15 protein-coding genes are annotated in these 15846 nt (G+C 61.4%); 1 reads left to right on the top strand and 14 read right to left on the bottom strand.

All coding sequences use genetic code 11. The annotated features are described in order from the left end of the window. Positions 1 to 23 precede the first annotated feature (23 nt). The 12 genes from VSR72_RS03730 to VSR72_RS03785 form a co-directional block, all read right to left on the bottom strand. Positions 24 to 755: a haloacid dehalogenase type II gene (locus tag VSR72_RS03730; protein ID WP_342951084.1), complete on the bottom strand. Its 732-nt coding sequence runs from the start codon at positions 753 to 755 to the stop codon at positions 24 to 26. A 63-nt stretch (positions 756 to 818) separates the two neighbouring features. After that, a complete protein-coding gene (locus VSR72_RS03735; protein WP_342951085.1) occupies positions 819 to 1526 on the bottom strand; it encodes a GntR family transcriptional regulator in 708 nt (235 codons plus the stop codon). A gap of 72 nt (positions 1527 to 1598) precedes the next feature. Beyond that, positions 1599 to 2630 (bottom strand): proline racemase family protein, encoded by a 1032-nt coding sequence (locus VSR72_RS03740; protein ID WP_342951086.1) that lies wholly within the window; start codon positions 2628 to 2630, stop codon positions 1599 to 1601. A 12-nt stretch (positions 2631 to 2642) separates the two neighbouring features. Beyond that, positions 2643 to 4124, bottom strand: coding sequence for an aldehyde dehydrogenase family protein (locus VSR72_RS03745; protein ID WP_342951087.1), 1482 nt, complete (start codon positions 4122 to 4124; stop codon positions 2643 to 2645). Between the two features lie 56 nt (positions 4125 to 4180). Continuing rightward, positions 4181 to 5470 (bottom strand): FAD-dependent oxidoreductase, encoded by a 1290-nt coding sequence (locus tag VSR72_RS03750; protein WP_342951088.1) that lies wholly within the window; start codon positions 5468 to 5470, stop codon positions 4181 to 4183. Continuing rightward, entirely contained in the window at positions 5467 to 6483 is a 1017-nt protein-coding gene (locus VSR72_RS03755; protein WP_342951089.1) for a 4-hydroxyproline epimerase, read from the bottom strand. The genes VSR72_RS03750 and VSR72_RS03755 overlap by 4 nt, the downstream gene beginning before the upstream one ends. A gap of 56 nt (positions 6484 to 6539) precedes the next feature. Further along, on the bottom strand, positions 6540 to 7418 hold the full coding sequence (dapA, locus tag VSR72_RS03760) for a 4-hydroxy-tetrahydrodipicolinate synthase (RefSeq protein ID WP_342951090.1): 879 nt from the start codon (positions 7416 to 7418) through the stop codon (positions 6540 to 6542). A gap of 34 nt (positions 7419 to 7452) precedes the next feature. Beyond that, positions 7453 to 8118, bottom strand: coding sequence for an amino acid ABC transporter permease (locus tag VSR72_RS03765; protein WP_342951091.1), 666 nt, complete (start codon positions 8116 to 8118; stop codon positions 7453 to 7455). 10 nt (positions 8119 to 8128) lie between these two features. After that, the gene (locus VSR72_RS03770; RefSeq protein WP_342951092.1) at positions 8129 to 8800 is read right to left on the bottom strand and encodes an amino acid ABC transporter permease; all 672 of its coding nucleotides are present in this window, start codon (positions 8798 to 8800) and stop codon (positions 8129 to 8131) included. 8 nt (positions 8801 to 8808) lie between these two features. Beyond that, positions 8809 to 9642 (bottom strand): amino acid ABC transporter ATP-binding protein, encoded by an 834-nt coding sequence (locus tag VSR72_RS03775; RefSeq protein WP_342951093.1) that lies wholly within the window; start codon positions 9640 to 9642, stop codon positions 8809 to 8811. 374 nt (positions 9643 to 10016) lie between these two features. Then, complete coding sequence (locus VSR72_RS03780; protein ID WP_342951094.1) at positions 10017 to 10850, bottom strand: transporter substrate-binding domain-containing protein; 834 nt, start codon at positions 10848 to 10850, stop codon at positions 10017 to 10019. Positions 10851 to 10965: 115 nt separating this feature from the next. Then, the gene (locus VSR72_RS03785) at positions 10966 to 12162 is read right to left on the bottom strand and encodes an MFS transporter (protein WP_342951095.1); all 1197 of its coding nucleotides are present in this window, start codon (positions 12160 to 12162) and stop codon (positions 10966 to 10968) included. Positions 12163 to 12257: 95 nt separating this feature from the next. On the opposite strand from VSR72_RS03785, the gene VSR72_RS03790 reads away from it, so the two are divergent. Then, positions 12258 to 13166, top strand: a complete 909-nt coding sequence (locus VSR72_RS03790; RefSeq protein WP_342951096.1) for a LysR substrate-binding domain-containing protein — start codon at positions 12258 to 12260, stop codon at positions 13164 to 13166. A 23-nt stretch (positions 13167 to 13189) separates the two neighbouring features. Here the strand turns inward: VSR72_RS03790 and VSR72_RS03795 are convergent, their stop codons facing one another. Together VSR72_RS03795 and VSR72_RS03800 are read right to left on the bottom strand one after the other, a co-directional pair. Then, the gene (locus VSR72_RS03795; protein WP_342951097.1) at positions 13190 to 14410 is read right to left on the bottom strand and encodes a PLP-dependent aminotransferase family protein; all 1221 of its coding nucleotides are present in this window, start codon (positions 14408 to 14410) and stop codon (positions 13190 to 13192) included. A gap of 194 nt (positions 14411 to 14604) precedes the next feature. Further along, entirely contained in the window at positions 14605 to 15777 is a 1173-nt protein-coding gene (locus VSR72_RS03800; protein WP_342951098.1) for an FAD-binding oxidoreductase, read from the bottom strand. Positions 15778 to 15846: the final 69 nt, after the last annotated feature.

A 15846-nucleotide genomic window follows, 5' to 3' on the forward strand; every position in this document is an offset into this window, starting at 1 on the left:
CAGTGATTGCGAATTGGGGGAATTCAGACTGACTTTTTCGCCAGTGCTTCCTGGTGCGCCTTCGCAAAGTCCGCCATGCTGTTGAAGCGGAAGGCGACATTCGGCTGCCATCCGGGATTCATTGTCGCGCCAAAGCCCGGCTGCGAATGACGGCGGTAGATCCAGCACGACGCCAAACCGAACTCACTGGCAGGCTTGTGGTCGTGGAAGAGACTTTCGGCGGTGTGCAGGATTTTTTCCTTCTTGATGCCACGCTCGCCCAGCTTCTCCAGCATGTATTCGAAGTTTCGCGGCGACGGCTTGTACGAGCCGATATCTTCCGCCGTGAAAATCGCGTCGAACGCTACCTGCAACCTTGCATTGCTGTAGCTGAACGTCTCATTGTCGACATTGGAGAGAATCACCAGCTTATAGTGCTTCTTCAGGTACTGCAGCGCGGCTACGGTGTCCTCGAATGCCGGCCAGTTCCGCACTGAACGTCCATACTCCACGCACTCTTCGTGCGTGAACGAGAGTCCCCATTCCTCGGCCAATCGCTTGTAGACGATGGGCAGCAGTTCCTGGTATCGCCTGGCTGGCGTGTATTTCTGCTGCGACGACTCGTGTCGCGCGTGCGCCTCCAGGACCTGGTCTCTTGAAAGCGGCGTCCGTGCCCGTTCGATTAGTGGGTTAAGGCCAGCGAAGATGCCGCTTTCCCAGTCAATCAATGTGCCGTAGCAGTCAAAGGTCAGCGTGTCGAAGTCGGTCAATTCCACGGTTACTCCTATCGCACTTGCATGGCGGAGATCACAGTGTATAGGCCACGTCGACGTCGTGACTCAAACAATGGCGATCGATTCCGTCATGTTCTGGCGCATGTAATCGAGGAACCGCTTCTGGAACAGCATGGTGTGTTCGTGGGCGAGTTTCTCGGCCAGATCGGCGTCCTTGCGCGCAATGGCGTCGATGATCTCGCTATGATCATTCCCCAGCTTGGTTGCGTGAGGCGAGGTCACCGTGTAATCGAAGTGAAGATGCGTGAGACGTTGACCTTCACCCAGCAGTCGTTCGTAATACCCCACGAAATACGGATTGTTCGCCGCATGCGCAATGGCCATGTGCAACTGCTTGTTCCGCTCGGTCAACGCCTCGGCGTCGCCGCTCTCAACCGCTTTCATATATGCGGCGTCGGCCTTCTTGAGAATAGCGAGGTCCTCTTGCGTGCGGTGAAGTGCGGCAAGCCGGGTCACCGCGCGCTGGATGAGGTCGAGCGCCGACACGTACTTGGGAAATTCCTCGATTTCCAGCGGCGTCACGAGCGTCGTGCGATTGGGAAGAATCGTCACCAACCCCTCGCTGATGAGCCTTGCGAGCGCGTCGCGAACGGGCGAGCGCGAAAGGCCGAATTGCTCCGCGAGCGAGACTTCGTCCAGCGGCGCACCCGGCTTGAGTTGCAGCGTGAGAATCTGTCTGCGCAGCTCTTCGTAGATGTATCGTCCGCCATGGCGGCGCACACCCGCCTCTGCCTCGTTGGTCGCTTTGCTCATGGTCTTCCCGCCGTCGTCGTGGGCCCGGTAAAGCGGGCGTGCCTTGGAGTTTAACATTGCCCGCCCCTCGCCTCAGACCTTCGGAAATCCCGCGCCCCACGTATCGCTGAGCATGAATCCAGCCGCCAGTGGATCATCCGGGTCAACCCCGATCTGCTGGATGCCGTACACCCACGCGCGGCCCTGAACGCGCGGCAATACGGCGGGGCGTCCGCCCACTTCCGTTTTACCGCGCAATTCCACGGAGAATTCGCCCCCAATTGTCGAGCGCGATTTCAATTTCGTGCCGACATCGGCCAAACCGCGGGCGGCAAGCGTCGCCAGGTTCGCCGAGCTTCCGGTGCCGCACGGCGAGCGGTCCACGCGTCCGGGAGGCAGCGTCGTGCACGTCTGATACAGGTCGTCGCTCACACGGTGGCGAAACATGACATAGGCGACTTCGTTGATCTGCGGGTAGAGCGGATGCTGAATCTCGATCTGCCGATTGATCACGTTCTTCAGCGACACACCCAGTTCAGCGAGCGAGCGTGCGTTCTCCGGAGCGATGGTCAGCCCGACCTGTGCGACGTCGATGAGCGCGTAATAGACGCCGCCAAACGCGATATCCGCGCGAATCGTCCCGAACTGCGCTGTGTCGATGCCGTAGTCGAGCCGCTCGACGAACGAAGGCACCATGTCGAGCGCAACGCCCGTGCAGCGGCCGTCCCGGCACGTTGCGCGAGCCGTCACGAGGCCCGCGGGCGTGTCGAGTACAACGGTCGTTTCGGGCTCCTTCATATCGACCATGCCGAGTTCGAGCAGGGCAGTCACGACGCAGATTGCATTGCTTCCGGACATCGGGTGAGCCTTGTCCGCCTGCAGCACGATGAAGCCCGCGTGGGCCTCGGGGCGCGTTGGCGGCAACAGGAGATTGACCGACATCTGGAGGCAGCCTCGCGGTTCGAGCATGACGAGCCTGCGCAGGCTGTCGTCCACCTCGTTGATGTAGTTCATCTTGTCGAGCATGGACTCACCCGGGATGCCCACGACGCCCCCGGTGATGACTTTGCCGATCTCGCCCTCGCAGTGCACATCCACGAGTTGAAGTGTCTTTTTCCAGCGCATGTTCGACCTGCCTTACTTGATGTACCAGCCCCACGGCTGGTCGCTTTCGTAGCGCGTAATCTGCTTCGTTTCGAGGTAGTTGTTCAAGCCCCACTCGCCCAGTTCCCGCCCGATGCCGCTCTGCTTGTAGCCGCCCCAAGGCGCCTGGGTGAAAGTCGGCTGCGAACAGTTGATCCAGACAATACCGGCTCGCAGCTTGCGCGCAACGCGCTCGCACCGCTCGTTGTCGCGCGACATCACGGCGGCGCCCAGGCCGAAACGTGAATCGTTGGCAGAACGTATGGCTTCGACTTCGTCGTCGAAGGGCCGGATGCAAACAACCGGGCCAAAAATCTCCTCGTTCCAGACCCAGCTGCTCTCGGGCACGTCGGCGAAAACAACAGGCTCCATGAAATAGCCCTTCTCGAGATGCTTTGGCCGGCCACCGCCGGTAACAAGCCGCGCCCCTTCTTCCACGCCACGCTCAACGGCGTGCCGCACTTTGTCGTACTGGCCCTTGCTGACAATCGGCCCAAGCAGCACTCCGTCCTGCAATCCGCTGCCGATCGTGATCTTTTGCGCCTCCTCCTTCAGGCGTTCGACCAGCTTTGCATAGATGCCGCGCTGCACTAGCACACGCGACGTGGCGGAGCACACCTCGCCCTGATTCCAGAATATGCCGAACATGATCCATTCGACAGCCGCATCGATATCGCTGTCGTCGAAGACGATGAACGGCGACTTTCCGCCCAGTTCGAGACTGACGTTCTTGATGTCTCGCGCGGCCGCCTGCATGATGCGGCTTCCGGTCGGCACGCTGCCCGTGAACGCAAGCTTGTCGATTCCCGGATGTTCGCTCAGCGGTGCGCCGGCGTCCTGCCCGAAGCCCGTGATGACATTCAGCACTCCCGGCGGCAGGTCCGCTGCCGCCGCGATGTCCGCAAGCTCGAGCGCCGTAAGCGGCGTAAGCTCGGAGGGTTTGAGGACCATCGTGCACCCTGCGGCCAGTGCAGGCGCCACTTTCCACGCGGCCATCAGCAGCGGAAAGTTCCAGGGAATGACGGCGCCAGCCACGCCAACGGGTTCCTTGCGCGCAACGGAGCTGAAGCGGTCATCGGGGAGCGTTACGGTTGTTTCGGCATGCTCATCGAATTTCTCGGCGAGGTCCGCATAGAAGTCGAAACAACCCGCCGCATCACCAAGATCCCACAGCGCCTCCGGCAGCGGCTTGCCGTTGTCGCGCACTTCGATTTCGGCCAATTCCGGAAGCCGGTCGCGAATACCCTTGCCGATGCGGCGCAGAACCGCCGCGCGCTCGGCGCCGCTCATACGCGGCCACGGGCCGTCGTCGAACGCCTTGCGCGCGGCCTTGACGGCAAGATCGACGTCTTCTGCCGTTGCGGCCGCAACCTTCGCAATGACTTGCTCGCTGCACGGATCGACCGTTTCGAAGCTGCCGTTGCGCACCGGCGCGACCCAGCGGCCATCGATAAAGAGCTTTTCGTACGATTTCATATTCCACCCAATATTGGTTTGCGCAATGTGATGAGCGTCTCGTTCAACGCGTTCCACTAGAACCGATACGCGCTGAACGGCGCGAGATCCTGTTTGGTCGGGCGGCCCGCAACCATGTCGGCGATCAGTCGTCCTGTCGTCGCGCCGAGGGTAAGGCCGAGCTGCCCGTGGCCGAAAGCCATAAAGGCATTGTCGAGCCTGCGCGAGCGGTCGATCACCGGCTTCGTGTCCGGCAGGAAGGGACGATAGCCCACGCCATATTCGACGTTCGCGGTGCGCAGTTCGGGCAGCACGCGCTTCGCTTTCTCCAGAATGATATCGGCGCGCTTGAAGTTGGGCGCGGCGCCCTGTCCCGCGAATTCGATGGTGCCGCCGATTTGCAGGCCGCGCGTCATTGGCGTGAAGCAAAATCCGCCATCGGCGTAGATGGTCGAGTGGCGGATCTCCACGCCCGGGTCGGTAATAACGGCCTGATACCCCGCAATGCCCTCGAGCGGCACGCTCACGCCGAGAGAACCGAAAAAGCGCCGCGCGCCTGTGCCGGCGGCGATCACCACGTGCCGGGCTTCCACACGTTCGCCATTTGCAAGCGTGACGCCAGTTGCCTTGCCGTTTGCCTCGTCGATTCGACTGGCTTCCGTTCTGATCCGTCTGCCGCCGCGTGCAATGAAACTCTCGGTAAGCGCGGCGATGAATCCCATGGTATCGCTCACAGATCGCCAGTCCGCGAAGAGAAGCCCATGAGAAAACTTGCCCGCGAGCGCCGGTTCGAGATCGCCGATATCTTTGGCGTTCAACCGTTGCGCCTTGAATCCGAGTGACTGACGCAACGCCAGATGCTGCTGCTCGTGCTCGATCCCTTTCGGGTCGTCGAAGACTTCCAGGATGGGTCGCTCGCCCATGAGCGCCTTGTCCTCGCAGGCGTCGAGCAGCGGCGCGTAATCCGCGTAGACGTCATGCGTGAGCGTCGCCATGGCGTTTGCGATATCGACGATCTTCGCGGGTCGCGCGCACATGAGAAAGCGAAAAAACCACGGGATGATGCCAGGCAACGCACTCGGTCGCAGCGCCAACGGCCCCTTCTGGTCCATGAGCCAGCCGGGAACCTTCATGAGAATGCCGGGCTTGGAGAGCGGAATGACTTCGCTCACCGCCATCTGCCCGCAACTCCATTTCGCCGTGCTATTGCCAGGCGCTTCGGGATCGATGAGCGTGACCCGATAGCCGCTGCGCTGCAAATAGAGCGCGCAGCACACGCCGACGATACCGCCGCCAATGACGACGGCCGGCTCGCGTGGCGCGGCGCTCCGTTCAATAGTTGCGGATTCAAGAGGTACGGCGCTCACTTGGCGAACTCCTGAAGGTCGAAGCCCAGTGCATATGGTTGGTTGTCGTCAACGTAGTGCTCCGATCGGCCGGTGATCCAGGCGCGCCCTTCCACGCTGGGGCGAACGGCGTCTAGACCGCTGTCGAGCCGTGTCGTCGACTCGACGCGCCCGATGAAGCAACTGCCAATCAGACTTTGATGTGTGAAAGCCTGTCCCTTTTCGAGTAGCCCACGCGCGTAGCGTTGCGCAACGCGCGCAGAGGTGCCTGTCCCGCAGGGCGAGCGGTCGATCAGGCTCTCGCCGGCAATGACCACGGCGCGTGCGTCCGCGTCGCCCGAAAGCGGCGCGCCGGTCCACATACAGTGCTTCACGCCGCGAATGAGCGGATTGTCCGGATGAACGACCTGCATGGCTTCATTCAGGAGCGCCTGCATTTCGCGGCCCCATTCGAGCAACTGTTGCGGGCTGAAATGTTCGCAACCGGGGAAATTCGGCTGAACTTCCACAATCGGATAGAAGTTGCCGCCATAGGCAATGTCGAGCACAAGCCTGCCCAACTTCGGATGCACGACTTCCACGTCTCGATGGAGCAGGAAACTCGGCACATTCGTGAATCGCACCGAAGTCACGTGGTTTGCGTCCCGTTCATAGCGCGCAGTAAGTTGCCCGGCGGGCACATCGACAACCACCGTGCCGGGCGCTTTCGGCTTCACCAGACCGGCTTCCAGCGCGAACGATATCGAACCGATGGACGCGTGTCCGCACATCGGAAGGCACCCCGAGGTCTCGATGAAGAGCAGGCTCATATCGGCATTGGCGGAAACCGGCGGATACAACAGCGTGCCCGACATGTGCGAGTGGCCGCGCGGCTCCAGCATGAGCGCACGGCGAATCCAGTCGTATCGCCTGACGAAGTCCTCGCGCCGCTCGGCCATCGTGCGCCCGTCAAGCGACGGCGCGCCCTCGATGACCATGCGAACCGGCATGCCTTCCGTGTGACCTTCGATGCACTTGAAGCTATGTCTCGTCATTCTCGACTTCCCACCGGAATGTGTGCGCCGGCGCCGCGACGACGCCGGCGTGCGGGTTAGGCCTGAGCGGCTTCGAATACCGCGCGGAAAGCGGCCTTTTCTTCGTCGGTCAGCGGCAGCAGCGGCATACGCGCGGCGCCGACCTTGAAGCCAGCCAGTTCGCAGCCGTACTTCACCTTCTGCACGAACTTGCCCGCTTCCATCGTGGCCATGACAGGGAAAAGCGAGCGCATGACATTTTGCGCACCGCGAATATCGCCGGCTTCGAATTTATTGTAGAAGTCGACGACCGGCTTGACGAAACAATTCGCCGGCCCGCAAATCCAGCTCGATGCGCCCCAAAGAAAAAAGTCGAGCGCCTGATCGTCCGAACCGCACGAAAGCTGGTAGTGATCCTTGTACTTCTCGCCGATTTCGATGGCGCGTAGCAGATTGCCGCTGCTTTCCTTGATGCCGACGACGCGCGGATGATCCTTGAACGCATCGAGAACGCCGAAGCCGACTTCCACGTTCGTACGCACGGGATAGTTATAGAGAATCACGTTCACGTCCGGCACCGCTTCGAGAATCGCCGCGTAATGGGCAATCAGTTCTTCCTGGGACGGCAGCGCATAGTACGGGGGCGCAATGAGGACGTTCGTGTAGCCGGCATCACGCACGAGCCGCGTCTGCTCGATCACTTCGCGCGTGCACGAGCCGTTCGCGCCACCAATGAGCGTGCCGCGCCCGTCCACGACTTCGCGCACCGTCTTGAGGATCGCGCGGCGCTCGTCGTGCGTCAGCGCGTAATATTCGCCCGTCGAGCCGAGCGGCACAAAGCCGGTGACCCCGGCCTTCAGCTGAAACTCGAGGATGTTCGCAAGGGTGTCGTGGTCAACGGCACCGGACGCATTGAACGGCGTAACGAGCGCCGGCAGGATACCTTTCATCTGCATTTGAATCTCCGCTTCACGAAGGATTGGTTGGGGTTTAGTAGGCAAAGCGCCTGAGAAACTTTGTCTCGACCACGCCGACCAGACGGGTCAACGGGAAAGCGACAAGGAAATAAATCATCGCAACCGTGGTCAGGAATTCGACTGGCCGAGCCGTGCTGGTCGAAATGTTCTGTCCGACGAACATGAGATCGGCAACGCCAACGGACGAAATGAGCGCGCTTTCCTTGAACAGGCTCACGACGTTGGAGAGCAACGGCGGAATGGCGCGCAACAGCGCTTGCGGAAAGATCACGTAGAGAATCTTGGCCTGCGCAGACAGACTGAGCGCGATGCACGCATCATGCTGCTCCGAGGAAATCGACTTCAGCGCGCCGCGGAACGTCTCGCTCGTGATGGCCGCCATATACAGCGTCAGCGAAATGACGACCGAGAGGTAAGGCGGAATCGGAGTCCTGAACACGACCGGGAAACAGAAGTACACCCAGAAAAGCTGAATGAGAAGCGGCGTTCCGCGGAAGAATTCGACGTACAGCGTCGTTGCCGCTTTCATCCACCGCGATGGAGACATGCGTAGCAGGCTCAACACGAAGCCGGCGAGACTGCCAATAACGGCGCAACTGCTCGTGAACGCCAGCGTGAGCCCCAAACCTTTGAGCAGGACCAGCCAGTACGGCAGCACCGAGGCGAAATCGAGGTTCATGGTTTTCTCCTTAGCGCTGATGGGCCAGTTCCTGGCGACGCTCGATCACATGAACGAGCCGCGCGATCGGGAGGGAAAGCGCGAAGTAGATGAGCGCTACGACCGTATACGTTTCGAGCGGACGATACGCTTGAGTCGCGAGGCTCTTGCCCACGTACATGAGATCCGCCACAGCGACGATGGCGACGAGCGCGCTTTGCTGAAGGCTCCCAATGCCATTGGTCATGAGAACGGGCATCGCACTGCGAAGCGCTTGCGGCAGCACCACGTAAAAGGTGCGCTGCCACGGCTTCAGGCCGAGCGCGACGCATGCGTCGAGGTGCTCTTTCGGGACGGATTGCACGCCGGCCCTGTATGCCTCTGCGTTGAAGGCCGTGAGATTCAGCCCGAGCGCGAGGACGCCCATCACGATCGGGTCGATGAACACATCGACCATCATCGGAATGCAGTAAAAGAACCACACGATTTGCAGCAGCGCAGGCGTGCAACGAAAGAACTCTATGAAGAGCTGCGCGGGCCAGCGCACGACAGTCCAACGGCTCATGACCAGAAGGCACAGGAGAAAGCCGAGCACGAGGCCCATGATGTTGGACGCGAGGGCGAGCTCGACCGTCACCCTCAGCCCGGCGAGCAGGGACCCGAGGCTGCCGTCCAGGAAGTGGAAATCAAACTGGTAGTTCATGGCCGGCCTCAGTCGAGATGCAAAACTTTCTCGAGGAACTCGCGCGTGCGAGCTTCCTTCGGACACTTGAACATCTCGTCTGGCGCGCCCTGCTCCACGATTTTCCCGCCCGCGCAGAACACGACGCGCGTGGCGATATCGCGAGCAAAATGCATGTCGTGCGTCACGATGATCATCGCCATTTTCTGCTCGGCAAGCTGGAGCATCACGTTCTGCACTTCAATGACCATTTCCGGGTCGAGAGCCGAAGTCACTTCGTCGAAGAGCATCAGCTTCGGTTCGAGCATGAGCGCCCGCGCAATCGCGACGCGCTGTTTCTGACCACCGGATAGTTGACTCGGGTACGCGTGAAGCTTGCTCTCCAGACCCAGGCGCGCCAGATACATCCGAGCGCGCTCAGTGGCCTGGGCCTTCGAAAGGCCTCCGACTTTCACCGGCGCAAGGATGAGGTTTCCCAAAACGGAGAGATGCGGAAACAGTGTGTAGTGCTGAAAAACCATGCCGATCTGCTTTTGCAGCTTCGCGTCGATACGCTTCGAGCGGCCGGAGTCCTCGCCGTAGATGTACGGCTTGCCCTGAAAACCGATTTGTCCGCCCTGTATGCCCTCGAGGCCCATCATCACGCGCAGGAGCGAACTCTTGCCGCTGCCGCTCGGGCCGATGATCACCAGCCTGTCGTCTGCACGCATGTCGAGACTCATGCGGTCCATGACGACGAGGTTTTCGCCGTAGCGCTTGTAGACGTTCTCGAACTGGACGAACTCGCCGGTCGTCGACGGTGAAAAGTTCAGGACGGTCGGTGCAATGTCGGGTTGGGCAGCCATGGTTCGCATAGACAACATGAAATCTCTCCAGCGGGGCGCGTGCCGAAGCGCGCGATATGTGAATCGAATCTGCTTTGTTGGTCGGCCCAGAGCGCCTCGCTCCGCCACCTCTTCGCCAATGACACACAATCTTGCGCATCTATTTGTGTGCAACGTTGTACACATATTAGAAGCCCAAAAATCGACCGTCAATGAGAGATGCGGGATTTCCAGGGAAAACACTGGGACGCGGAAGATTGGGGAATGCGAAAGGCATCAAAAATGCAAAAAGGGCCGCTGCGCGCGCACGCGCTGCGGCCCTCTATCGGCAGGATGCTTCAGAGCTTATTGAAAATGTTAGTTATCCAGATTGATGCCGAAAGTCTCACGCGTGCTGCGCAGTGCCAAAACGATTACTTGCTGGTTACGAGCATCGCCTGAACCGACGTCTTGATCAGACGATTGACCGCGCCCGATTTGACCTGCGCGTTCAGAAAGTCGTTGAGCACGGCGAGATCGGCCTTCGACGTTTCCTTGCGTACGCCAAACGAAACGGGTTGCTCCGCTAGCGGCGGATTCGGCTGAATGGCAACTGCCCACTCCGGATGCTCCTCCGTCAGCAGCATGTTGGTGATATTCGCGTCCGCGAGCAGATCCGCGCGTCTGGACATCAAGGCGAGACGCGTCTCGTCGTTGCCCGGCAGACGCATGATTTGCGCTTGCTTGATAGCTGCGGAAATCGCCTTGTCCTGGGAGGTGCCCGACATGACCGCAACGGTCACACCAGGCTTGTCGATCTCGGCGATGCTGTGTGCGCCTTTCGGAATCTTCGGGTTGTTCTTGTTGTAGACCAGCGAAACGTTGTAGTCGGTGGCGGGCACCGAGAACGAGATCGCCTTCTCCCGCTCAGGCGTGTCGTTCAGCGCCAGCGAGAGGTCCCACTTGTCGGATTGCAGGCCCGCGACGATGTTGTCCCACGACGTATCGACGAATTCAACCTTGACCTTGAGAACGTTCTGTCCAAAGTCGCGGCACAGGTCCGAGAAGAAGCCGCTGTACGCGCCGGTTTTCGCGTCGCGCATGACGTATGGGGGCGCGACCGCTGCGCCGCAGCGCAGAACACCTGCTTTCTTCACGCTTTGCCAGGCGCTCGCGTCCTCCGCACGGGACGACGCGCTCGCGAGCACGCAACTCACTGCAACAAGGCCGACGAAAGCTTGACGGGTAATGCGAGACAACCGAACCATGATGACCTCTCCAATAAGGGTAATCCCGTATATGCACGACGTTTACGTCACACATTCCTGCATATCTTATTGTGTGCAACGATGTATGCATAATAGGAAGCCAATATTTGGGCTGTCAACCAGGCGATTGCCCTGGCGCTCCAAGCGCGTTGGGTCGTCCCCCGACTCGCTCGGGCCGCCAGAACACGAACACAAGCAACCCGACCGTCGCCTGAGCGGCCACGACGAACGCCACGCACCCCATCCAGCCCCAGCGATGCCATGCGGGAATCGGCAGCACGGAGCCGAGGCTGCCGCCGAAGTAGTAGCAGGAGAGGTAAATCCCGATCGCCGTCGTCCGGGCCCCGGCGGCCGCATGGGAAACGAACGCGTTGGCGCAGGCCTGCTCGACGAAAACCGCCGTCGAGCCGAGCGCGAGGCCGACGAGAATCGCACCGACGCTGTCGGGCAGCGTCAGGAGGCTGCCCGCAATGGCGAGAGCAACCGCTGCGAGCGCGAGGTCGCGTGGCCCCCGGTGCCGGGCCATACGGCCCGAGAGGGGCGTGACGACCACGGCCACGAGGAACACGGCATAAATCGCGCCGATGCCAGCCGTCGAGAAGTCGAATGGCGCTCGCGTAAGCCGCAAGCCCACGAAGGTGAACGTCGCGACCTGAGAGGCGAGCACGCATGCGCCCACGGCGAATGAGGCGAGCACCGGGCCGCGCATCGCGAGTTTCCATTGCGCCGCCGTCGCGCAACGGCCTTCCGCGCGCACGGCCCCCGATGCGGGCAGGCTCGCGTAGATCGCGAGACCTGTCGCGAAGCTAAGCACCGCTACGATGTCGAGCGCGTGACGCCAGCCGAGCATCGACGTGAGCAGGTTGGTGACGAAACGCCCCGCGAAGCCGCCGAGCGTGGTGCCGGCCACGAAGATCGCACTCACTTCGGTCGCGTGCTCGCGTTGATAGCGTTCGCCGATGTACGAAATCGACATGGCGAAAATGAACGGCATCAGCACGCCAGCGACGAAGCGGGCCGCGAGAAACGACGCAAAACCTGACGCATGCGCGGACCAGACAACAGGCAGCGCCGATGCGAGCGCGGCGGCAACAATCACACTGCGCCTGTCGAAACGTGCCGCCAGGGTGCCGACGAACGGCGCGATAATGGCGACAGCCAGCGTGGTCGCGCTCACGCCCTGCCCGGCACGTTCCGCGCTCACGCCGAACGTGGCGGCAAGCTCGCGCAGAATGCCTTGCGTGGCGTAGAGATTGATGAAGGCCGCGAAGCCGCACAGGAAGAACGCGGCACGAATGGATTTGTCTTTCACGCTTGACGCCCTGTCTGGTTCAATCGACAGTCTGAGGATTGGCCGCTGCGCGCGCCAATACCGTTTTCGTCGCGATTGATACCGCCAGAACAAGAATGCTCGACCTGCGCCGCCTCCACTATTTCGTCACCGTCGCCGAAGAACTGCACTTCGGGCGCGCCGCCGTGCGCCTGAACATTGCGCAGCCGCCGCTGACGCGTCATATCGCAGCGCTCGAAGCCGAACTCGGCATTCGCCTTTTCGAGCGTTCGACACGCGCCGTCAAGCTCACGCCCGAAGGCATATTGTTCCTCGAGCGAGCGCGCGGCGTGCTTCATGCCGCTGGCGAGGCGCAAGCCACCGCGCGCAAGCTCGCGCAGGGTGTGACAGGCCGCATCGCGATTGGCTACACGAGTTCGATTCCGATGTCCGATGCGTTCGCGGAAATCGTGCGCAATGCGGGCCGCGCGCTGCCCGAGGTAGAGCTGACGTTTCGTGAGGTCGCGACCGCGAGTCAGCTTCGGCAAATCGTTGAGGGCGCACTCGATGTCGGCTTTGGCTGGTCGGCAGTGAATGCGCAGGAAGATGGCTTGTGCTCGCTCGTGATCGCGCACGAACCGCTCGTCGCCGCAGTGCCGAGCGGCAGCGCGCATGCGCGCAAGAAGTCGATCGACTTTGCCGAGCTTCGCGAGGAGACGTTCCTGATCTTTCCGCCGGGTTATGGGTCAGCGCTGACTGCGGCGCTTGATTCGTTGTGCGCGCAATCAGGTGTGGAGCCGCGCATCGGGCCGACCGCTTCGCAGACTGCGGCGCTGATATCGCTCGTCGCAGCCGAGCGCGGCGTCGCCATCGTGCCGGCCTTCACGATGGCGTTGCAGCGCTCGGGCGTGACCTATGTGCCGTTAAGCGACGCGCCCGCGCTCGACCAGACTGTCTCGTGGATCGAGCCGTTTACGTCGACATGTATCGAGCGCTTCGTCGAGCTTGCGCAGTCGGTTGCGCAACGGAAAACGCGCGTCGCTTGATTCGCTCTTGAGCCGCGCGCACTTCAAACAGGCGCCGACGTCACGTCCGACGTTCGCGTGGCATGCGTGGCCCGCTTCAAACGCGCCACGCCTTCGCGAATCTCATCCACGTTAGGCGCAGCGAACGAAAGACGCAGCGAAGCGGGGTCCGGCTCGTCAGCGAAAAACGCCTTGCCGGGCACGAAAATCACCTTGTTCGCAATCGCGTTTGGCAAGAGCGCATCGATCGCCACACCCGGAATCCGCGCCCACACGAACATGCCGCCTTCGGGCTGATGAAATGCGATTTCGCCGCCGAATTGCGCGCGCAAGCCATCGCACAGCGCTTCGCATTTGCGCCGATACGCTTGCGTGATGTGCGGAAGATGCCGTTCGAGCGAGCCCGCTTCCAGATAATGCGCGGCGATCGCCTGGGTCCACGGTGTGCTGCACAGGTCGACGGTCTGCTTGGCGATCACGCAGCGCCGCGCGATTTCGGCGGGCGCAATGGTCCAGCCTACGCGCAAACCAGGCGCGACGACTTTCGAAAGACTCGAAAAGTGCACGACCCAATCACGCGCGCCCGGCACTTCGCTTGCCAGCGCGAGCATCGACGGCACCGCGTTGCCCGCGAAGCGCAGATCGCCGTACGGATCGTCTTCGACGATCACGAAGCGGTATTGAACAGCAAGACGCAAGAGCGCAATGCGCCGCTCGCGCGTGAGCGTGGCGCCGGTGGGATTGGCGAAGGTCGGCACCGTGTACAGCAGCTTGGGCCGGACAATCGCGCCTGAAGCGAGACGCGCGGCGAGTTGGTCCACGTCGAGACCGTCGCCGTCTACAGGCACGGTTACGACATGCGCTTGCTGGAGTCTCAGCGCCTGCAGCGTGGCCGGATAGGCGGGCTGCTCGGTCAATGCCGTGTCGCCCGGATTAAGCAGCACGCGCAACAAGAGGTCGAGGCCTTGCTGCGATCCGGTGGTAACGAGCATTTCCTCAGGAGCGCAGGTCACGCCACGGCGCGCCATCAGCGCGAGGAGTTGCGTTTTCAATTCGGGCAAGCCGTCGGTCGGGCCATATTGAAGGCAGCGCGTGGAAGCCCGCCATGCCTGGGCCGCTGCCGCCTGCAGTCCATCGGCATCGAACAGGTCGCTGGCCGGATAGCCGCCAGCAAAGGAAATCATACCTGGCTCTCCCAGGTACTTGAAAAGTTCGCGAATGGGCGAACCAGCGGGATGCTGAAAGGGAGCGGTGAAATCGTACATGGCAGGCATGGAGTCGAGGGCGGTTAAGCGCGGCAACGGACAAGCTTCGATTGTGGTCAGCCCTCACGCGTCTATCAAACGAAATCTAATCACCACGTCATGCGGTTTTCTCATCAAGCCCGCAAGCAATCAGGCAATAAAAAAGCCCGTGAAATCACGGGCTTTTTTTTATTGCGCAGCCAGACCGGCCGCCGTCACACGACGTTCTTTTCAACGATAGGCCGGTTCTCCAGCACGCGCGACCAGTCGAGCGAAGACAGATCGAGCGTGGTGTACCTGCCGTTGAGAATCAACTCGCTCACGCCGCGCCCCGTTGCCGGCCCCTGCTGCAGACCGTGCCCGCTAAAACCATTGGCAAACACGCAGTTGTCGATGGCCGGGTGATAACCAATGATGGCGTTCTGGTCGAGCACGTTGTACTCGTAATAGCCGGACCAGCAGTTCTCCACGCGCAGCGCTTCGAACCCCGGCACGCGGTGCGCAAGCGTGGGCCAGATCACATCGTCGAAGATGGCGTGATCGACTTCGTCGAGCGGCAGATCGTTGGGGTCGTTCTCCGCGCTCGGCGACGTTCCGGTGATGTACGTGTTGCCCTCGGGGCGGAAATACACGCCAGACGGATCGATCAGCAACGGGCACGCGGCGAGGCGCGCTGGCGACGACACGTTGAAAATACTGCGGCGGCGCGCATAAACCGGAATGTCGATGTCCATCATTTCCGCGAGCTTGCGCGCCCACGCACCGGCTGCGTTGACTACCGTATCGCATGCATGGCGTTCGCCGTCGCTTGCGATCACGTGCGTGACCTTGCGGCCACTGCGCACCACGCCGGTCACATCGGCAGCGACATAGCGCGCGCCGAGCGATTGCGCCTTCTTGCGCAGCGCCTGTACGAGGCCATAGCCGTCGAACCAGCCCTCGCCGCTGCGGCCATATGCGCCGCTTGCGAGATCCTCGACGTTGAGCCAGGGAAACTTCGCGTGCAGCGCATCGCTGGACATGAGTTCGATGTCTGCGCCAAGGCTCGTTTGCAGCGCGTGATTCTCGCGCAGCGTCGCGTCGCCCGCTTCGGTGGCGAGGAAAAGATAACCGCCCTCGTGCAGATCGATCGACGGACGGCTGCCGTTCACTTCGAGCCGCTCGCCAATGCCGCGCAGAAACTCGATGCCGAACAGCGACATCTGGATCGACAACGGCGTGGAAAACTGCTGCCGGATCGACGCGGCCGAAAGCGCCGACGACGAGCGCGCATAACTCGGGTCGCGCTCGAACACGGTCACGGAAACCGTTGGATCGGCTGCGCGCAGAAAGTAAGCAATTGAACTACCGATGACCCCGCCGCCAACGATAACGACTTGAGAACTCACGACTTGCTCCAGATTGCGGATAACTGCGGCGCGCATTGTTTTGGTTTGCGCGAATCGATCCATCGACCG

This window comes from Paraburkholderia sp. JHI869 (assembly GCF_038900775.1).
Classification (GTDB): Bacteria; Pseudomonadota; Gammaproteobacteria; order Burkholderiales; family Burkholderiaceae; genus Paraburkholderia.

Bases quoted from the DNA above. Each gene is read 5' to 3' on its own strand.
- VSR72_RS03780 (WP_342951094.1), bottom strand. From the start codon at position 10,850: ATGGTTCGGTTGTCTCGCATTACCCGTCAAGCTTTCGTCGGCCTTGTT.
- VSR72_RS03755 (WP_342951089.1), bottom strand. From the start codon at position 6,483: ATGACGAGACATAGCTTCAAGTGCATCGAAGGTCACACGGAAGGCATG.
- VSR72_RS03775 (WP_342951093.1), bottom strand. From the start codon at position 9,642: ATGTTGTCTATGCGAACCATGGCTGCCCAACCCGACATTGCACCGACC.
- VSR72_RS03745 (WP_342951087.1), bottom strand. From the start codon at position 4,124: ATGAAATCGTACGAAAAGCTCTTTATCGATGGCCGCTGGGTCGCGCCG.
- dapA (WP_342951090.1), bottom strand. From the start codon at position 7,418: ATGCAGATGAAAGGTATCCTGCCGGCGCTCGTTACGCCGTTCAATGCG.
- VSR72_RS03770 (WP_342951092.1), bottom strand. From the start codon at position 8,800: ATGAACTACCAGTTTGATTTCCACTTCCTGGACGGCAGCCTCGGGTCC.
- VSR72_RS03740 (WP_342951086.1), bottom strand. From the start codon at position 2,630: ATGCGCTGGAAAAAGACACTTCAACTCGTGGATGTGCACTGCGAGGGC.
- VSR72_RS03735 (WP_342951085.1), bottom strand. From the start codon at position 1,526: ATGAGCAAAGCGACCAACGAGGCAGAGGCGGGTGTGCGCCGCCATGGC.
- VSR72_RS03790 (WP_342951096.1), top strand. From the start codon at position 12,258: ATGCTCGACCTGCGCCGCCTCCACTATTTCGTCACCGTCGCCGAAGAA.
- VSR72_RS03765 (WP_342951091.1), bottom strand. From the start codon at position 8,118: ATGAACCTCGATTTCGCCTCGGTGCTGCCGTACTGGCTGGTCCTGCTC.
- VSR72_RS03795 (WP_342951097.1), bottom strand. From the start codon at position 14,410: ATGTACGATTTCACCGCTCCCTTTCAGCATCCCGCTGGTTCGCCCATT.